The 16,938-nt window shown below is 40.6% G+C and carries 12 protein-coding genes and 1 riboswitch; of the genes, 5 read left to right on the top strand and 7 right to left on the bottom strand.

From position 1 onward, the window contains the following. Positions 1-102 precede the first annotated feature (102 nt). Both AAEY62_RS11045 and AAEY62_RS11050 read right to left on the bottom strand, forming a co-directional pair. Positions 103-3,252 carry an efflux RND transporter permease subunit gene (locus AAEY62_RS11045; protein WP_350634941.1) on the bottom strand — a complete coding sequence of 1,050 codons (3,150 nt, stop codon included), beginning with the start codon at positions 3,250-3,252 and terminating at the stop codon, positions 103-105. A gap of 2 nt (positions 3,253-3,254) precedes the next feature. After that, positions 3,255-4,433, bottom strand: coding sequence for an efflux RND transporter periplasmic adaptor subunit (locus AAEY62_RS11050; RefSeq protein WP_007581894.1), 1,179 nt, complete (start codon positions 4,431-4,433; stop codon positions 3,255-3,257). Positions 4,434-4,602: 169 nt separating this feature from the next. On the opposite strand from AAEY62_RS11050, the gene AAEY62_RS11055 reads away from it, so the two are divergent. Further along, the gene (locus tag AAEY62_RS11055) at positions 4,603-4,866 is read left to right on the top strand and encodes a YkgJ family cysteine cluster protein (protein WP_007581895.1); all 264 of its coding nucleotides are present in this window, start codon (positions 4,603-4,605) and stop codon (positions 4,864-4,866) included. Between the two features lie 204 nt (positions 4,867-5,070). After that, entirely contained in the window at positions 5,071-5,541 is a 471-nt protein-coding gene (locus tag AAEY62_RS11060) for a hypothetical protein (protein WP_024590855.1), read from the top strand. 108 nt (positions 5,542-5,649) lie between these two features. On the opposite strand, the gene AAEY62_RS11065 is transcribed toward AAEY62_RS11060, so the two are convergent. Beyond that, the gene (locus tag AAEY62_RS11065; protein ID WP_350634942.1) at positions 5,650-7,515 is read right to left on the bottom strand and encodes a TonB-dependent receptor plug domain-containing protein; all 1,866 of its coding nucleotides are present in this window, start codon (positions 7,513-7,515) and stop codon (positions 5,650-5,652) included. A gap of 187 nt (positions 7,516-7,702) precedes the next feature. On the opposite strand from AAEY62_RS11065, the gene AAEY62_RS11070 reads away from it, so the two are divergent. Beyond that, positions 7,703-8,191 carry a peptide-methionine (S)-S-oxide reductase gene (locus AAEY62_RS11070; RefSeq protein WP_007581898.1) on the top strand — a complete coding sequence of 163 codons (489 nt, stop codon included), beginning with the start codon at positions 7,703-7,705 and terminating at the stop codon, positions 8,189-8,191. Between the two features lie 238 nt (positions 8,192-8,429). On the opposite strand, the gene AAEY62_RS11075 is transcribed toward AAEY62_RS11070, so the two are convergent. The 4 genes from AAEY62_RS11075 to AAEY62_RS11090 form a co-directional block, all read right to left on the bottom strand. Continuing rightward, complete coding sequence (locus tag AAEY62_RS11075) at positions 8,430-8,981, bottom strand: DUF4136 domain-containing protein (protein WP_008134542.1); 552 nt, start codon at positions 8,979-8,981, stop codon at positions 8,430-8,432. A 108-nt stretch (positions 8,982-9,089) separates the two neighbouring features. Next, positions 9,090-11,867 carry an Mks condensin complex protein MksF gene (locus AAEY62_RS11080; RefSeq protein ID WP_222713680.1) on the bottom strand — a complete coding sequence of 926 codons (2,778 nt, stop codon included), beginning with the start codon at positions 11,865-11,867 and terminating at the stop codon, positions 9,090-9,092. Further along, positions 11,864-12,412, bottom strand: coding sequence for a condensin complex protein MksE (locus AAEY62_RS11085; RefSeq protein WP_010553432.1), 549 nt, complete (start codon positions 12,410-12,412; stop codon positions 11,864-11,866). The genes AAEY62_RS11080 and AAEY62_RS11085 overlap by 4 nt, the downstream gene beginning before the upstream one ends. A gap of 3 nt (positions 12,413-12,415) precedes the next feature. Further along, entirely contained in the window at positions 12,416-13,687 is a 1,272-nt protein-coding gene (locus AAEY62_RS11090; protein WP_170070695.1) for an MksB family condensin complex protein, read from the bottom strand. 222 nt (positions 13,688-13,909) lie between these two features. Here AAEY62_RS11090 and nhaD point away from each other — a divergent pair, with 222 nt between their 5' ends. Next, positions 13,910-15,157, top strand: a complete 1,248-nt coding sequence (nhaD, locus tag AAEY62_RS11095) for a sodium:proton antiporter NhaD (RefSeq protein WP_007375803.1) — start codon at positions 13,910-13,912, stop codon at positions 15,155-15,157. Positions 15,158-15,258: 101 nt separating this feature from the next. Further along, positions 15,259-15,431: riboswitch (Lysine riboswitch) on the top strand. Between the two features lie 75 nt (positions 15,432-15,506). Next, positions 15,507-16,910: a lysine-sensitive aspartokinase 3 gene (gene lysC, locus AAEY62_RS11100; protein WP_350634943.1), complete on the top strand. Its 1,404-nt coding sequence runs from the start codon at positions 15,507-15,509 to the stop codon at positions 16,908-16,910. Positions 16,911-16,938: the final 28 nt, after the last annotated feature.

The following is a 16,938-nucleotide window of genomic DNA, read 5'->3' on the forward strand; positions in this document are numbered from 1 at the left end:
TAATAGAAGTATTGTTAGTAAATAGGTGAATATTATTTTTAAGCTAAAAATAAAAAGCTCGGCATAATATGCCGAGCTTTTTTGGTTGGGATGTTACTTAATTTAGCTGTGAGTAGGCGCTGGTTGAGCATCTAATAGTGGTGGCTTGCCACGCATTTTACGTACTAATCGTTTAGCATCTTCTAGTGCAACGTACTGGCACGGTATAAGTATCAGTGTAATTACTGTGGCAAATAACACACCAAAAGCAAGTGATACAGCCATTGGGATAACAATTTTAGCTTGTAAACTCGTTTCAAAAATAATTGGCATTACACCAATAAAGGTAGTGATTGAGGTGAGTAATATTGCTCTAAAGCGACGAGCACCGGCTTGCATTACAGCATCCTTAATCGAAACACCTTCAGCGCGGGCTTTGTTTACAAAATCAACCATAACGAGGGAGTCATTTACGACCACACCCGCTACAGCAATAATGCCAAACATAGATAAGCTACTCATGGTCATGCCTAAAATCATATGCCCAAACATGGCGCCAACTACACCAAACGGAATAACCGACATTATAATAAGTGGCTGCGAGTAAGATCTAAGCGGAATGGCTAACAAGGCAAATATAATCATCATTGATATACCAAAATCACGAAGCTGCTCTGAAGCGCTATCCATCTCTTCTTGAATGCGCCCAGCTACATCACTTGTAACGCCAGGGTAGCTTTTAAGTAATGTTGGTAAGTATTCATCACGAATTTCTTCTGCAATTGCAAATGGTTCGGCTTGGTCAGTATTTACCGCAGCCCATACGTTTACAGTACGTTTAGAGTTTTCGCGGCGAATACGGTTAACACCGTCAACAAGCTTAACTTCGGCTACTTCACTTAGCGGTACTTCAGCGCCAGTAGGTGTAATAATACGCACACTTGCTATGTCACTTATTGAGTTACGTTCGTCTTCTGGATAGCGGATCATAACTTTAATTTCTTCGCCTTCACGCAATATTCGCTGCGCTTCTAAGCCGTAGTAACTAAAGCTAACTTGCGATGCTACATCAGCAAGCGTTAAACCCATGCTGTAAGCGAGTGGTTTTAAATCAAGTTGCACTTCGTCGGTAGCGCTTTGCATTGAATCGTTTACGTCGCCAACGCCTTCCATTGTTTGTAATTTGGCTTTTAATTTACCAGCCACTTCTTTTAGCTCGTCAGCATTTTTGCCTTCAAGTTTAAAGCTAACGTCGCCATCATCTCGACCGCCATTCATTATACTGTCTTGAATGGTCATGGTTTTAATGCCTGGTAAAGCGGGCATTTGCTCACGCCATAATGCACTTAGGGCAAAGGTGTCGATAGGGCGTAAGTCAGGCTCTACCAAAATGGCCATAATATTTGCTTCAGTTCGCCCGCGCAGGCTTACCGATAAATCGCGGATCATCGGTTTACCGTATTGCTCTTGTAGTTGCTGATCGACCTTTAACAACACGCTTTCTATTTTACGTGCAGTTTCAAGCGTTGCTTGCTCAGATGAAGCAAGGTTCATTTCTATATCAATACGTGGAAAGTCGTGCGGTATTTTAGGGTTTGGTACAAACTTAACTAAACCACCTGCAAACATACCTGCGCTTACAATAAGCAAACACATAAAGCCAACAATTACGGTATAGCGGTAGTGAATACAGCGGCTAACAAAAGGAAGGTAGTAGTTATTCACAAAGCCTTTTAAACCACTATCAATCACCATACGTAAGCGATGTAATGGATTTTTAGGATTTGGTTTACGCGGGTTCATTGCTGCAATATGCGCAGGTAAAATAAGTTTTGATTCAATGAGTGAAAAAATCAAACATAAAATAATCACGCCACCAATTGCCTTAGAAAAAGCAGCACCAGGGCCGGTTGCGAGTGTTTGTGGTAAAAATGCCGCAATAGTTGTTAGTACACCAAAGGTTGCTGGCATCGCAACACGTTTTACGCCGCGTACTACATTATCAAGTGTATGGCCGTATTTTTCTATTTCGGCACTGGCTGACTCGCCCACAACAATGGCGTCATCCACTACAATCCCGAGTACAAGTATAAAGGCAAAAAGAGAGGCTAGGTTAATTGTTACGTCTAAAAAGCCAATGGGCATAAACAAAAAGGCACCTAGAAAAGACACCGGTAAGCCCATCATTACCCAAAATGCCAAGCGTAGTGGTAAAAATAGTGCCAGCACTATCATTACTAACAAGCCACCCCAAATCATGTTATCGACCATCATATCAAGTCGACCTTCAAGGTAGTAAGTTAAATCAACAATAGGGGATAGCTTAACACCTGCTGGTAAAAGTGGCTCTTTAGCCGCCATGTAGCTTTTAAGAACTTTTGCTACATCGGTAATATCTTGATCTTTTGATGCATTAACTTCAAACGAGAGTGAATTTTTACCATTGTATTTTGAATACTGCAGACCTTCTTCAAAGCCATCATTAATAGTTGCAACATCGCCTAAATAAATTTGTGCGCCATCAGCAAGGGTAATAAGGGGGAGTTTTTCAAACTCAAAACCACGGTAGGCTTGTTTTTCAACACGCATCGAAATATAACCGTTTTCAGATCGTATTTGCCCCGCCGACATATTGGCCGAAAAGTTTTGTACAGCGCCTGCAATATCTCTAAATGTTAAGCCATATTCGCGCAGTTTATCAGGGCTGACTTCTATGCCAATTTCGTACTCTAAACCGCCGTTAAAATTAACAAGGTTAACGTGAGGCAGTGCTTGTAACTCGTCTTTTATATCGTTGCCAAGCTCTTTTAACTGGTAGTTACTCATGTCGCCATAAAGCGCGAGTATCATTACCTCTTGCTCAAACTTATCGCGGCGAACAACAGGGCGCTCCATTCCCGCAGGAAAGGTGTTTATTGAATCAACTTGTACTTTAATTTCATCAAGTACTTCTTGTGGATTGTATTGTTCTTCTATTTCAATCCACGCTTGTGAAAAACCACGGTTAGAGTAAGTAATTAGGCGTTTAATGCCTTCAATACCTTCGAGGTTTTCCTCAACTTTTATGGTTATTCCTTCTTCAACTTCTTGCGGGGCTGCACCTGGGTAAACCGCTTGTACGCTTATCCAGTTACTTTCAAACTGTGGGAACATTTGTTTGCGAATTGTCATCGCCATTAAAATACCACCGACTAATATAAATATCATTAGTAGGTTGGCAGCAACCGGGTTTCGGGCAAACCATGCTATTAACCCTGTTTCACGAGTGTTCATGATTATTCCTCTTTCAGCGCAAGTTGAGTTACATCAGTTTTATCAGGCGCAATATCTTCAACTTTTACTGCCATACCTTCAGTTGGATACTCAAGCGCTGAGGTAACAATTTGCTCGCCATTTTTTAGCCCTTGGCTGGCTATAATCATGCCGTTTTGTTCGCGTATAATATTGAGAGTTTTAAACGATAATGTTAAATCGTCATTTAAAATTACAATTTTATTATCTTTAACTAAATGGTGCGCAACAATAATTGCGTTATCAAGCGGGCGACCTTCAATGGTAGCGTTAATGTATGAACCAAAACGAAGAGGGCGTGTTTTATCGCCATAAGGTGTTGCAAGTTGTGCAACCAAGTAGCTCATACGGCTTGTTTGATCAACCACACCTTCGGTGCGAATTACTTTGGCTTGCCACATTGTTTGCTTACCCGCGTATTCTGCGTTAAATGTAACATTTGAGCCTACGCCGCCGTTTTTTAAATATTGTAGTTCTTGGTCGGCAACGGGTAAACGTACCTCTGCAACTGAGGTTGCACTCAATGCACCAAAACTATTACCTGGGTTTACTACTGAACCCAAGCTAATTGTGCGTTCATTAATAATGGCATCGTATGGGGCTTTAATATAAGTACGTTCAAGATTGCGGCTAGCACGTTTAACACTTGCTTGAGCAGAGCGGTAACGCGCTAGTTTTTCGGCCAGTTGTGGTTTACGTAAATAAAGTTCTGAGGCGATAGCTTCGCTTGAGTCCGATTTAATACGCTCCCATTCAGCTTTTGCTACATGTGCTTGTGCGCGTTCTATTTCAAGTGCTGAGCTTGCTTGTGCTAAACCTGCTTGCGCTTCAATAAAGTCTGCCTCGTAATCATTTGCATCAATTCGTGCTAAAATATCGCCTTGCTTTACAAACGCGCCTTCAACAAATTGATCTGATACCGAAATAACTTGCCCACTAACTTGTGCTATCAGCTCGGTACGGTCCTTTGGTTTTACTATGCCGTACGATTTAACATCGAGCGTTATAGAATCTAAAAGTATGCTTTGTGTTGCAACTAAAGGGCGTAAATCTTGCTCTGGCTTTTCTTCGGGTGGTTTTTTCATTGCCATAAAGGCGAAAGCTAAAGCAATACCGCCTGCTAAAACAGCAATTGGGAGTATTATTTGTTTTGTAGTAGCCACAAGGCATTCCTTCATAATTGGTGGTGACAGAGCAATAATACGCAATAAAGTGTTTACAAGGCGTTTTAAGATGTAACAAAGCATTACATATGTACATTACAACTCAACATGCGGCTAATTACGTTCCTAAAAAGGAATTAAAGTAAGTGTGTTTTATTCAGAGGATATTATGAAAACCGAATCGATGAGTTGCAGGCTAGGCTGCGGCGCATGTTGTATTGCGCCAAGTATTAGTTCGCCTATTCCAGGTATGCCAAATGGTAAAAAGGCCGGAGAGCGCTGTATTCAGCTGGACGAACGTAATTTATGTAAGTTATTTGGTGATTCAAGCCGACCTAAAGTATGCAGTGATTTTAGCGCCACGCTTGATGTGTGCGGGTCAACAAATGCACAAGCTTTAGCACTTATTACAGAGCTTGAAGAGCTAACTTAATCCTCGTTTTTAATACACATCTATTTACAATATATTATTAATAAAAATCTTCACAAGGTTATTAAAAGCAGTCGTTAATTTATTTGATGGTGAAATATTAGACATATTTAATTTTGTTGCTAATATAGGAAATTGTAAGATACTTTTTATAAATCTCATTTATAGGTGATTTCGTTCAATCTTAATTTTTAAAAGGAAAGAAAAATGAAAAATTTACTTACAGCATTTACATTAGGTGTGACTTTATTAGGTTGTTCAAACTTACCCATTAAAACCGATATTAAAGAAGACCATTTTAGACTCGAAAACTTTAAAAGAGAGCAGGGAGTAGATCTAGAATATGTCCACTTGATGTGCTTTAACAAAAAACCTACACAATGGGCTGAACCAAAGCAGTATATCAGTGGTGATCATGATTTATGGGTAAAGGCGAGTGTTTCAAACCCTGATGTTTTAAATAGTCAAAAAGAAGCTTTTGTTAATTTTAACGTTAATTTAGATTCTGATAAAAGCTACATGCTAAATAGAAAAAGGGAAGGGGATAAAATATCAATCTGGATACAAGAAGTTGAAACCGGTACGGTTGTTTCGCAGGTTCTTACAGATGAGCTTAGTCGCCCTTTACAAATTGATAATGAGCTAAGAAAAAGACAATGTCGTTCTGGTTCAATATAAGCTGAGTAATCAAAGCTCTTAATATTTAGTATGCCGTTTATTTTTTGCTGAATATTTATTCAAAGACCTGTCTTAAATAAACAGGTCTTTGAATGTGATAGCTCAATTCTACCAACTATACGTTGCGCTTAACGTATATTGCTCACCTCGCCCTGGTGTACCAGGTATCTCTTCAAACGATTCACCCCATAAGTTATCTGCTGCTAAAGTAATAAATAAGTTTTTTAGCATTGGCGGCGTAATTTTTAACGTTAAATGGGTAAATAAAGCATCGTCGTCACTACCGCGCAGCGCATTTTCGTGCTGTTTGCGCCACTCGTTATCTATTCTAAACTGCAATATATCAGTAGGATTCCACACTGCGCCGAGTGTTAGGCGGTGATCAGGAAAGTTTAATGCGTAAAAACTAGCGTCAATATCTGCCGCACCGTAATTTTCTGATTTATGAAGGTAGGTGTAACTCGCTACAATTTCGGTTGTTTCAAAGTGTTTAGTTGCTAAGAACTCAATGCCCGTCGTATTTATATCTACAGGGTTTGCAAAGCGCGCAGAGCTTGAATCAAAATTAAACGTCCAATCGGTTAAGTTGTCATCTTTGCGATAAAAAATAGCCGAATTAAGTTGCCAAGTTTGCTCATCAACTAATAAACCTAGCTCTAGGCTTTTAGTCGTTTCGCGCTCAAGGGTGTAATTACTTCTAAATAACCCGCCCGAATCACTTCCGCCAATGGCGGTATAGCCTGCTACTTGGCTTGCCTCTGCGTACGATAAATAAAACGTGCGCTCAAAACCTTTGCTGTTTTGTGTATTAAGCGTTATATCACCAATAAGTGACAGTTCAGAGTCGTCTCTATTTGTATCGTCAAACGCAGCGCCTAAACGAAATGTAAGTTGTTTATTATCCTCAAGCGCCATTTTGTATTCAGGCAATACGCTTAATTTATAATACTTACGAGAGGTAAAGTTGTTTTCAAGCGTGGTAGATTCAATTGAGTCGTCAATAAACTGTGCTGAATAATTTACAGCAAATACATCGCTTTGAGCATGATGCCCCGATAGCGCTAACGACTTAACTTCACTTTTGTGAAACGCTTCAAAAGCGCTTGGATTTTCGCGAGAGTAAATATAATGATCGTCGTGTGTGCGGTAATAAGCCGACACTTCAAAGTTACTATCCTGCGCATAATTTTGCTTATGGTTTAGCATTAATAAGCGGGTTTCTAGCTCTTCTGTTTCGTTAACGCCAAATGGAGTGTACAAATTTGGCCAACCAAAAAACTTATCTTGTGAGCCAAAAAACAAATCGGTTTGAGAATCAGCGCCAGCTAATTGAACGCGACCCGATGCACGTGTAAAGTCGTGATCGCCGTTATCAATAGTGCCATCGCTTTGTGAGTGAGAAATCTCGCCTTCAAAACCAAGCTTCCAATCCTTTGCGCCTTCTAGGGGCATACTTACACCCGCATGTAAGCTTTGTAAGTTAAAATCATTTGTGCCAGTACCTACCGATACACTGCCGCCCGTGCTAATTGGTTTCCAGCCAAACGATACAGTGCCTACAGAGCTATTAGCACCATTAAGCGCATTGTCTGCGCCTGTTAAAATATAAGGGCCGGTAAGCATTTGCGGTGCAATAGGAATTTCAGCAAAGTAATGCCCAGACTGTGGGTCAAGTAAAGTAGCACTACCAACTCTAAAGCCGGTATTTTCAAAAATACCGCCACGTATAGTTACATCGGCTTGCGCTTCAGCCATATTACGTGATTGCAAATCAACACGTGGGTCATACTCTAAATTAGATACTGGAGAGTCAAATGTACCTACAGGTAATGTGTTTGCAGTGGGCGATGCCTCAACCGTTATTTTTTCTATTGCCGGTGATGCTTCAGTTTTATCAGTTATAGCTTCGCCGTAGGCAAAACTGCTCGCGCTGCATAGCAGTGCAGGGAGTATAAAGTGCGGTGACCATTTCATGTTGTGTGTCTCATTTTTTATATGCAATTACGGTAACAATTAAATTCAGAACACACTTTTAAGGCGTGATAAAATAATTCAATTAAACAACTGCGATTTTGGCGCGATTGTACATTAATTCATTAAAAACTGCATTTGATAATCATTTGCAACGTTAATGCATCTAACAAATTTGGTCACATTTATTATGAATATAAAACAGCAAGATACTATTTACTTTGCAGGTGGCTGCCTGTGGGGCGTGCAAGAGTTTTTAAAGCACTTACCTGGTGTGATAAGTACTGAAGCAGGGCGGGCTAATGGAAAAAACGATAATACACAAGGTGAATACGACGGTTATGCTGAGTGTGTAAAAGTAATATTTAGTACAAAAGCGGTTAGCTTAAACGAGCTGTTTGGCTTCTTTTTTGAGATTATTGATCCGTATAGCGTTAACAAACAAGGGGATGACGTAGGCCCTAAATATCGCACTGCCATTTATAGCAAAAGCCAAGATCATTTAAAGGTTGCTAGCAATTATATAAGCCAGCGAAGTGATGCTGATAAGATTGTGGTAGGAGTAGAGCTGCTAACTAACTACGTGCCAAGCGATCCTGAGCATCAAGACCGCTTAACTAATCATCCTGATGATTACTGCCACATACCGCTTGAGTTACTGCATAAGTATAAATCGTAAATTTGAGTAGTGTAAGCGCACAAAGATAAGTAATTAGAAGCTATCGCTTCTCGCGCAAGCAAGCTTAGCGCCTACAGGTAAAAAGTTTAATCCGGTGTTTATTTTGTAGACGTGCAGTTTGCTGACGTGACGGGCGTAGCTCGTAATTACTTTATTTTAAAATTCCCAAAAATACACACCCACAAAAAAGCTCACGTACTGTGAGCTCTTTTAAAACTTACTTATAGCTAATTTTAACTTACTGCTGCTTTTGCGGCGGGAAGTTACTTAAAATTTCGCTCACTGTTTTATTAATTGATGCTTCACGTTGTTCTGGCGATTGATTTTTCTTTAATCGACCTTCTTTTGCGCCGCGCCATACTAGCTGGTTAGATTCACGATCCACAATATCGATAATCAGTGTACCCACTTCGTATTCACGCGCAGTTGTATCGCGTTGAAAACCAGTACCCCAATAACCCCAATGCGGGCGGTAGTTTATATTGAAGTTGTCTACTTCAAGCTCTTTGTCTACCGATGCATGATAGTTAACAAGTACATCAGCTTGCGCTGCATCAACTAAACTCATACCTAGTGTTTGGCTCAATTCTGCATTAACGGCAGTGCGAACACGCTTTTCCATTAGGCCATTAATTTGATAGTTATTTGTGTCTTTAGTTAGGCTGGCGTTTTCTACCCAAGCAAATGTTTTAAAATTACTAAAGTTAGCTGATTTATCGTAATCCCAATCTGGGGTTTGTGTACAGGCTGTAAGAAGTGCTAGCGCTGCAACAATAAGTATATTTTTCATTACGTTTGCTCCAATAAAATGCATTAATTTAAAATAACACACATAGTTTAAATGTGTATTATTTAAACGTCCTATATTTTAGTTTAGTTGGTTTGCCTTAACGGCCAATTAATTGTGTTCAACTTCAATCCAATCTTTTTCATCTACCCAGTTTTGTGCACCGTCTTTTACCGAGCGAATAGGCACAATGTAGTCACAACTTATTTGTGGCTTAACTGAGGCAAATATAGGCACAAAACCAAAGCTTAGTGCGGTTTCTATAATTGCTTTTTGATTTTGTGGGTCAATGTCGGCCGCTTCATCTATATAAATTGGTATACGGTATAGGTTTTGTTCCTGGTCACTCAATAAGTAACGAATAAACAACATGCCACACAATAACTTAATCGTAATACGTGTGCCGTTTGAACCCGCCGAATCTATTTTTTCAAAGTGCTCTGTTTCACCTGCGCGGTTAACCACTTCAAATCGAATATCAAATAAATCGGTAAGTGTTAAACCCGCTTTATCTGAGGCGAGTTTAATTAAGTGATCTTTCGCTTCGTTTACCGCACTTTCGCTGTACGGTTCTTGGCTAAGTAAATCAAGCGTGTCACCTTGCTCAAACTGATGCGACGTGCTGATAATGGTATCTATACTATCAACCAGCATTTTGCGCGGTATTACGTTAATTTTAAACGCTTGCAGGTTTGAAATACGGTGCTGGCTTATGCCTTTATTAAAGCTGTTCATTTCGCGGCGAAGGCGGTCTAAATCTTCTCGCAAGCCTTTAATAGTTGCGGCCACTTCGGTAAGCGCAACGCGAGCTTGGCGCTCAACCGCGTCGCGTTCGTTATCAATATTATGAAAGGCGCTTATTAGCTTTTGGTACTTAGTATATTCGTCGTTTTCGTTGTCGAATTTAGTTATACCCGCGTTATATACATGCAAATAGGTGTTGCGCACGTTTATGTCAAAATTACGCAGCTCTTGGCAGTCTTTATTAAAGTGATGAACAAGATCGCTTAAGTTATCAAAGTCGACCGTAATATCAATCATGTACGGGGTCACTTTGCCGCTGTATAAATCAAGCGTGTGGTCAATTCGCTCGCTTTTAACTTGGCGTAAGCGCTCAGTTTGGCGATTAATTTGCTCTTGTTTCGATTTAATTAACGAGCGACGATCGGCAATTGAGCCACTATTTTTTTGAATATCTTGCAAGTAGTCGTCAACTTGTTCGCGCTCAGCTAATAATTGCTCTTTTAGCATGGCTTGCGCTTCAACCGACTGCTGCATTACCTCAAACTGCTCTAAGCGTTTTAGGGCGCTCTCTGCGCTCATAAGCTCATCGTATAACGCGTCTTTTTCTTTTTGCTTGTCGGCAACGTTTGCAGCAACATCGCGCTGTTGCTTAAACTCTTTAAGTGAATGCTCAAGTGCACTGAGCTGAGCGGTTAATTGCTCTTTGTTTTCGCCGCTTTGCATTTGCACAGGCGAGAGCTTTTTAAGCTTAATGCTCGCACCTGGTAGTGTTAATACGCCGCCTTTAACGTTTTCACTTAACAGCGATAAAAATTCCCCAAACGCATCTTCGTCATCAATGGTTATATCGCCATTAGTGGTGGTTGCAAACGAGAGAATATCTGGGTTTAAAATCCGCGATATTTCTTCTACTTCTTTTAACGAGAGGTCTTCGCGCATACGGGTAAACAAATTAAACTCAAGGTTTTTAAGTTGCAGCTTTAAGCTCTTAATTTGTTTTTGTGTTTCGCTAATCCGGTAGTCAAGCGTATGTAGGCTTTGTCCTTGTGCGCTGGTTATAGAGTGTGAAAGCGACTCGTAATCTTGCTTTAACTGAGTCAGGCTGGTTTTAAGCGTGGCTTTATTTACCAGTTCAAATTCGCTTTTAAGCGCATCGTAATCTAAAAACCACTGCTCAATTTGAGTTTGTCTGCGCTCTATATCACGCGATTGCTGTACGTATAGGCTTTGCTTTTGCTCAAACTCGTGTTTTTCGTGCTCTATATCTTCAAGCGCTATACCCAGCTCATTAAGTTGCGATTCTTGATAGGTATCAAAATCAATCAGTGCTTGGTCAATTTTAGGCGCATACGCGGCTAATTTACCTTTAAGCACGGTTTGGTTTTCAAGCATTGATTCAAGCGCGGCTATTGGCTCTTGCATTGACTCAAGGGCTTTTAATTCGCGTTTTGAGCGATTTACTTTATCAAACGAGCGACGCCATACTTCATAAAAATCGACCTTAGAGTTCGACATATGGCGTTCAAACACGCGTAGCATAAAGCGTTTTACGTCGCTTGCGCCTAATTTGTGTAAATTAAGAATACGTCTAAATATTTCTTTATAAATAGAGGAGTCTTGCACATTATTGAGCGGGATCATTTTTAAGTTAATGTCGCCGTCAAAAGGCGTTGCGCCGCCAGTAAGTAGTGCGTTTAGCTCTTGTGCTTTAAGCTCAATAGGGTTGTAGTTAAGCGATTTTAAATGGTTGAACAGCTTGGTAAATTTAATAATAGTTTTACCTTGCGTGTACTGCTCTAAATCAAGCTTTCCTTGGTAACAAAAGTACTGATGCGCGTAACCGGCAATTTTACCAAGTCCCGCAACGCCTATTACTACCGAGCCATGAGGCAAGTTAGCTTCTAGTAAAATGTACGACTGATCGGATGAAAAATAAAACTTACGGGTTTCATCTAAATCGTGTCCGTCCCATTCTGTTAAGCGTAAATCGTTAATAAGCGGGAACTGCAGGGCGTTAATAACCGAGCTTTTACCGGTGTTATTGGGCGCGCAAATAGAGCTACTTTTATCAAGCGGGATCACACATTTTGCATAGCCTGCGGTGTTAAGTAGGGCGAGTTTACTTAGTCCGTATAGATTTTTCATTCCTCGTCCTCTGTAATGTAGGTTTCTTCGTTTACTTCCATGAGTGCATCTATGTAGCGGTGAATTGGCGCTTGTAACATAAAGCCGCCTTCTACTTCACGGGCTAAACCCAAGCGCACCATGCGCAGGTATACGTCTTTGCGCAAATCAGATCCCGAAAATATCTCAAGCTGATCAAACAAATGTTTGTTAATTTGCACCAGCGTTTGCATAAGCTCTAAATCGTTTACGTCGTCAAACAATGCGCGCATTGGGTCTTTACCCGTATTGGCGTAGTGCTCAATTAAAATGTAAATGGTGAGTGCGATAGCGCGAGATATTTTGCCCATATTGGGTGTGCTTTCGTCGCTACCAAAGTAATAAAAGCCACGGCTGTCGCGTTTTAAATCGTTACCTAAAGCGGTAAATAGGGCGGTGTAGTCTTCTATGTGTTGGTCAAGCTCTTGCCACATTACGTTGTCTTGCTCGCAAATGTGATAACCCGCTACTAATTTTTTATTAATGGCTTGTAGGTGGGTTAGCTCGTCTAAGTTTATGTGTGTCATGGTTTATTTACCTGCCTTTGAATCTGGCTGAGGCTCTGAATTAAATGGATATAAAGAAAAGTGCTGACCGGCAATTTTTACGCGGGCTTTTTCATCGCTTTGAATTATTTTAATATCGCTGTCGCTGACCAATTTTTGATACAAAAATAGCATTTCGTCGGCATCGAGATCTGGGTAGCTTTCGTCTAAAAATTGCAGCAAGGGCTGTGGCTTTTTGCGTTTTTTATTAAAGCGCTTAGCAAAGCTAGTTTTAACATCGTTGTAGTCAGGAATATTAGGCGTAACAAATGCAGGCACGTCTTGTTGATCTGGCAATTGGTATTCTTCGTGTTCAAATTCAACCAAGCTTGCCATGTAAGCCACAATATGGCGTTGCTGACCAAGCGAATATCGCTGTGCGTCGCTCACAAAATGTGGCTGCACCGCACTTAGCATATTGTCTACGCCATTTTTGCGCACAAGCCCAAGTACTTTGGCTGCTTGGCGAGTAATTAAGTTATTACGGCGTAACTCTTCGCGCAGCGGCATAAGCATATCGGCACTTTTACGTAAGCTTTCTCGACCCACTAAATGCATTTCGAGTATACGGGTACGTAATTGCTCAAGCATACGTTTGTCGTTGTACGCTTTACCTGAGCGCTCAATGTGCAGTATTTGCTTACTTATTTGCTCTTCAATGAGGGTAAAACACGCATGAAATTCACCACGAATATCAATCATTTCAAGCATGGGCTCTATGTATTCGTCAAACGCTTCTATTACCGCTTTATAACGCTTTTGCAGCGATTGCACCGCATTATTAGATTTAGCTTGTTCAACAATATTTAAAATAGCGTTTTCGTTGTGCGTATAGAGCTTCATTATTTTACGCACCCGATCATCCATAATGCGGCTGTAGCGCCGTAAATCGTCAAAGTCTTCTATTTCGCCAGCGTTATCTAGGCGGTTACCTAAACGTGCGAGGTCGTCGACTAATACGCTAATTTCTTGCGCTAAGCCTAAATGCTCTTCTTGCAGTAAAAACGTAGCAAAATCGGCAATGGCACGATTTATTTCAAGCTGTGAGGATTTAGCCAGTGGAATTAAAATATCTTGGTTTAACAAACGATTTGTTTCTTTATAAATGCGTTCGTTTGACCACGTAGGCTGCTTTTGCTTAATCGCGTTTTGTACGTCTTTTAGGCTAAAGTCAGCCATTTTAAAACGTTTAAATAATAGCTCTAATACACCCCAATGTTCGGTTATGGTGTTTAGCAGCTTTTTAGCTGGGATCATAAGAGGTTACAACATCCTAGTATTTTATTATTGAGTTCTTTTAGAAGACTCATTATTACGTATTTTTAATTAACCTTGTCTGTATATAGTATTCGTTTTTAAGACCATTTAATAATAGTTTTTGCATAGAGGCAGTGCTAAAATTCGCGCCGAAAATAGGCACATGAAATGGAATGTTATTTGTGTGTTCTTTAAAACTATATCAAAGGTTGTTTAACTACCATGGTTTCCTCGATTATTCTAACCCTGATAGCGATTGCATTTTTACTGATCGTTATAGAAGATATAATCCATGTCAATAAAGCTAAAACCACGCTGTTTTTTGGTACGCTTTGCTGGATTCTTCTTTTTATATACCCTCTACACGGGCAAAGCCCCGATACGATTCAACACCTTTTAAACGAAAATATTTTAGAAATTGCCTCTCTATGGCTATTTTTAATGGCTGCAATGACCTTTGTAGCGTATTTAAATTCAAAGGGGTTTATAGAAAATATTGTGCACCGTGTTATGCCAAAAAGTATTAGCGAAAAAAAGCTCATGTTTTTGGTGGGTGGTTTTGCATTTTTGTTTTCGTCGATTTCAGACAACGTAACAGCTACGCTTATATCGCTCGCGGTTGTTATGTCGTTAAAACTTGAACCTAAAAAGCTCATTAAATACGCCACGCTTATTGTGTTTGGGGTTAACTCAGGTGGGGTATCGCTAATAACAGGTGACGTAACCACACTGATGATATTTTTAGATGGCAAAGTAACCATTGCTCATTTATTACTACTTATAGCGCCAGCTCTTGCAAGCGTTATGCTGCTAGCTGCGTTACTGTCTATCGGTATGAAAGGGCGTGTTGAGTTTGCTGGTGCAGGTAAAACCCGCATTGAAAAAACCGACATTACCATCGCCGTTATATTTTTATCTACCGTAGTGAGCACACTTATGCTGAGTGTAGTTTACAGCGTACCGCCTTTATTAACCTTCTTGTTTGGCTTATCAGTGATGTTTTTAGTAGCGCAATTTTTAATGCGCAAAAAAGACATTAACAAAGACATAATCGATTTTGTTCGCGATATAGAATACGACACATTATTGTTTTTTGTAGGTGTACTTTTACTTGTTGGCGCACTTAAAGAAATTGGTATGTTGAGTAAATTTACCGACCTATATACGGTAATGGCACCTGAATACGCAAACTACTTAATGGGCATATTATCAGCAGGGGTCGATAACGTACCGCTTACTGCTGCTTTATTAAAAGCCGATATAGTAATGAGCCAACAACACTGGTTGTCGTTTACTTATGCAACGGGCGTGGGCGGTTCAATGCTTATCATTGGGTCGGCTGCGGGCATTATTGCCATGAGCAAAGTTAAAGCGCTTACCTTTATGAGCTACTTGCGTTTATCGCTGCATTTATTAATTTGTTACACGGTTGGATATGCGGGCTCGTATTACATGGGCAGTTTTATTTAACTCATAAATTATTAAATGCTTGACAGCTAGACGTCTAAACGATAACTTTCAAAGCCCCGCTACTTAGTGGGGTTTTGTTTTATTAGCCACTGGTTAATAAAGCATTCAGAAGAGGTGCGATACTTAGGTACTTAATGTTAGGCGACGAAAGCCGATGATCATTAAGGAGGGAAGTACTCGCCGAGGAAAATAATGGTACGTCGTCATTATTTTTCGGTTTATGGGGCTGAATCCTCAAAACTGTCACCAATATAGGTGGAGAGCTTCTGGCAGTGGACTTATCTTCAAGCATTCCTTTGCCAAGTTCTTCTTGTTTTATTGCGATTTGGATATCGCGAAAGGAGACTAAATGACTACCCAATCAGCGCCACAAACAGTGCCTCAAACAGAGTTAAGCGCAAAATCAGACTACATCGTTGCCAAATTTGGCGGAACAAGTGTTGCAAACTTTGAAGCGATGAGTCGCTGTAGCGAAATTATTGTTGCAGATAAAAGCGTACGTATTGTTGCCGTGAGCGCTAGTGCCGGCGTAACTAATCATTTAGTTGCACTGTGTAAATCAAGCATTACCTCAAGTGAGCGCCAAGAGCACATAAACGGCGTGCTTGCTATTCAACAAACTATTTTAGATGAGTTATCGCTAGATGCCGATTTAGCGGTTGGCTTTAACGAAACCCTAAAAGCATTTCAAACATTGGCTCAAGAGCCACTAACAACCGATCAGCAACACGACGAGCTACTTAGCTTTGGTGAGCGTTTATCGTCGTATTTGTTTGCTCAGGTACTGCGTTTACAAGGTTTAAACGCCGATCGCTTTGATGTGCGCAAGGTGCTTAAAACCGACAGCCAATTTGGTAAAGCAACGCCTAATGTTGCAGCCACAGCGCAAGCTGCTAAAGAGCATTTAATTCCGTTATTAGACGCTCAAGTAATTGTGACTCAGGGCTTTATTGGCAGTGACGAATACGGCCAAACCACAACGCTTGGACGTGGTGGTTCTGACTATAGCGCTGCATTATTAGCTGAAGCAATCAACGCTAAAAGCGTGCATATTTGGACCGACGTAGTGGGTATTTTTAGCACCGACCCGCGTTTGTGCGCAAAAGCGACGCCAATTGCACGTTTAAGTTTTGACGAAGCCGCTGAAATGGCGACCTTTGGCGCAAAAGTATTGCACCCAGCGACTATTTTACCAGCGAGCCGTAGCCACATTAATGTATTTGTAGGCTCTAGCCGAGAGCCTGAGCGTGGCGGTACGTGGATTGAGCGCGAAAAATCGCAGCAACCAGGTATACGCGCAGTAACGCAACGTAAAAACCAAATATTGCTTACGCTTAAAAGCCCAGAAATGCTCCTAGCAAGCGGCTTTTTAGCACGCGTATTTACACTATTAAGTGAATACAATATATCGGTAGACCTGGTAACCACATCAGAAATCAGCGTAGCTATAACCCTTGATAACGCGCAAAACGCATCGCGCCCAGAGCTTGATCAAGAATGCCTAGATAAGCTTGCAGAGTTTTGCCATGTTTCGGTAGAAAACAACCTAACACTGGTGGCACTTATTGGCTCTGAGATTCAATTACGCCAACACGAAATGAACTTAATGAGTGTACTAAAAGACTTTAACATTCGATTAATTTGTCACGGTGCTAGTAAGCACAACCTGTGCTTTTTAGTAGAGCAAACTGAGTCAGATAACGTAGTACAGTCTATTCATAGCCGTTTATTAGAAAATGATTTTGCTGCGTAAGTAACGGTTATTAAGGGGAATTATCTGG

The organism is Pseudoalteromonas sp. GW168-MNA-CIBAN-0100 (assembly GCF_040309225.1).
GTDB lineage: Bacteria > Pseudomonadota > Gammaproteobacteria > Enterobacterales > Alteromonadaceae > Pseudoalteromonas > Pseudoalteromonas arctica.

Excerpts from the sequence above, each read along its gene's own strand:
- AAEY62_RS11045 (WP_350634941.1), bottom strand. The coding sequence starts at position 3,252 with ATGAACACTCGTGAAACAGGGTTAATAGCATGGTTTGCCCGAAACCCG.
- AAEY62_RS11055 (WP_007581895.1), top strand. The coding sequence starts at position 4,603 with ATGAAAACCGAATCGATGAGTTGCAGGCTAGGCTGCGGCGCATGTTGT.
- AAEY62_RS11060 (WP_024590855.1), top strand. The coding sequence starts at position 5,071 with ATGAAAAATTTACTTACAGCATTTACATTAGGTGTGACTTTATTAGGT.
- AAEY62_RS11065 (WP_350634942.1), bottom strand. The coding sequence starts at position 7,515 with ATGAAATGGTCACCGCACTTTATACTCCCTGCACTGCTATGCAGCGCG.
- AAEY62_RS11070 (WP_007581898.1), top strand. The coding sequence starts at position 7,703 with ATGAATATAAAACAGCAAGATACTATTTACTTTGCAGGTGGCTGCCTG.
- AAEY62_RS11075 (WP_008134542.1), bottom strand. The coding sequence starts at position 8,981 with ATGAAAAATATACTTATTGTTGCAGCGCTAGCACTTCTTACAGCCTGT.
- AAEY62_RS11080 (WP_222713680.1), bottom strand. The coding sequence starts at position 11,867 with ATGAAAAATCTATACGGACTAAGTAAACTCGCCCTACTTAACACCGCA.
- AAEY62_RS11085 (WP_010553432.1), bottom strand. The coding sequence starts at position 12,412 with ATGACACACATAAACTTAGACGAGCTAACCCACCTACAAGCCATTAAT.
- AAEY62_RS11090 (WP_170070695.1), bottom strand. The coding sequence starts at position 13,687 with ATGATCCCAGCTAAAAAGCTGCTAAACACCATAACCGAACATTGGGGT.
- nhaD (WP_007375803.1), top strand. The coding sequence starts at position 13,910 with ATGGTTTCCTCGATTATTCTAACCCTGATAGCGATTGCATTTTTACTG.
- lysC (WP_350634943.1), top strand. The coding sequence starts at position 15,507 with ATGACTACCCAATCAGCGCCACAAACAGTGCCTCAAACAGAGTTAAGC.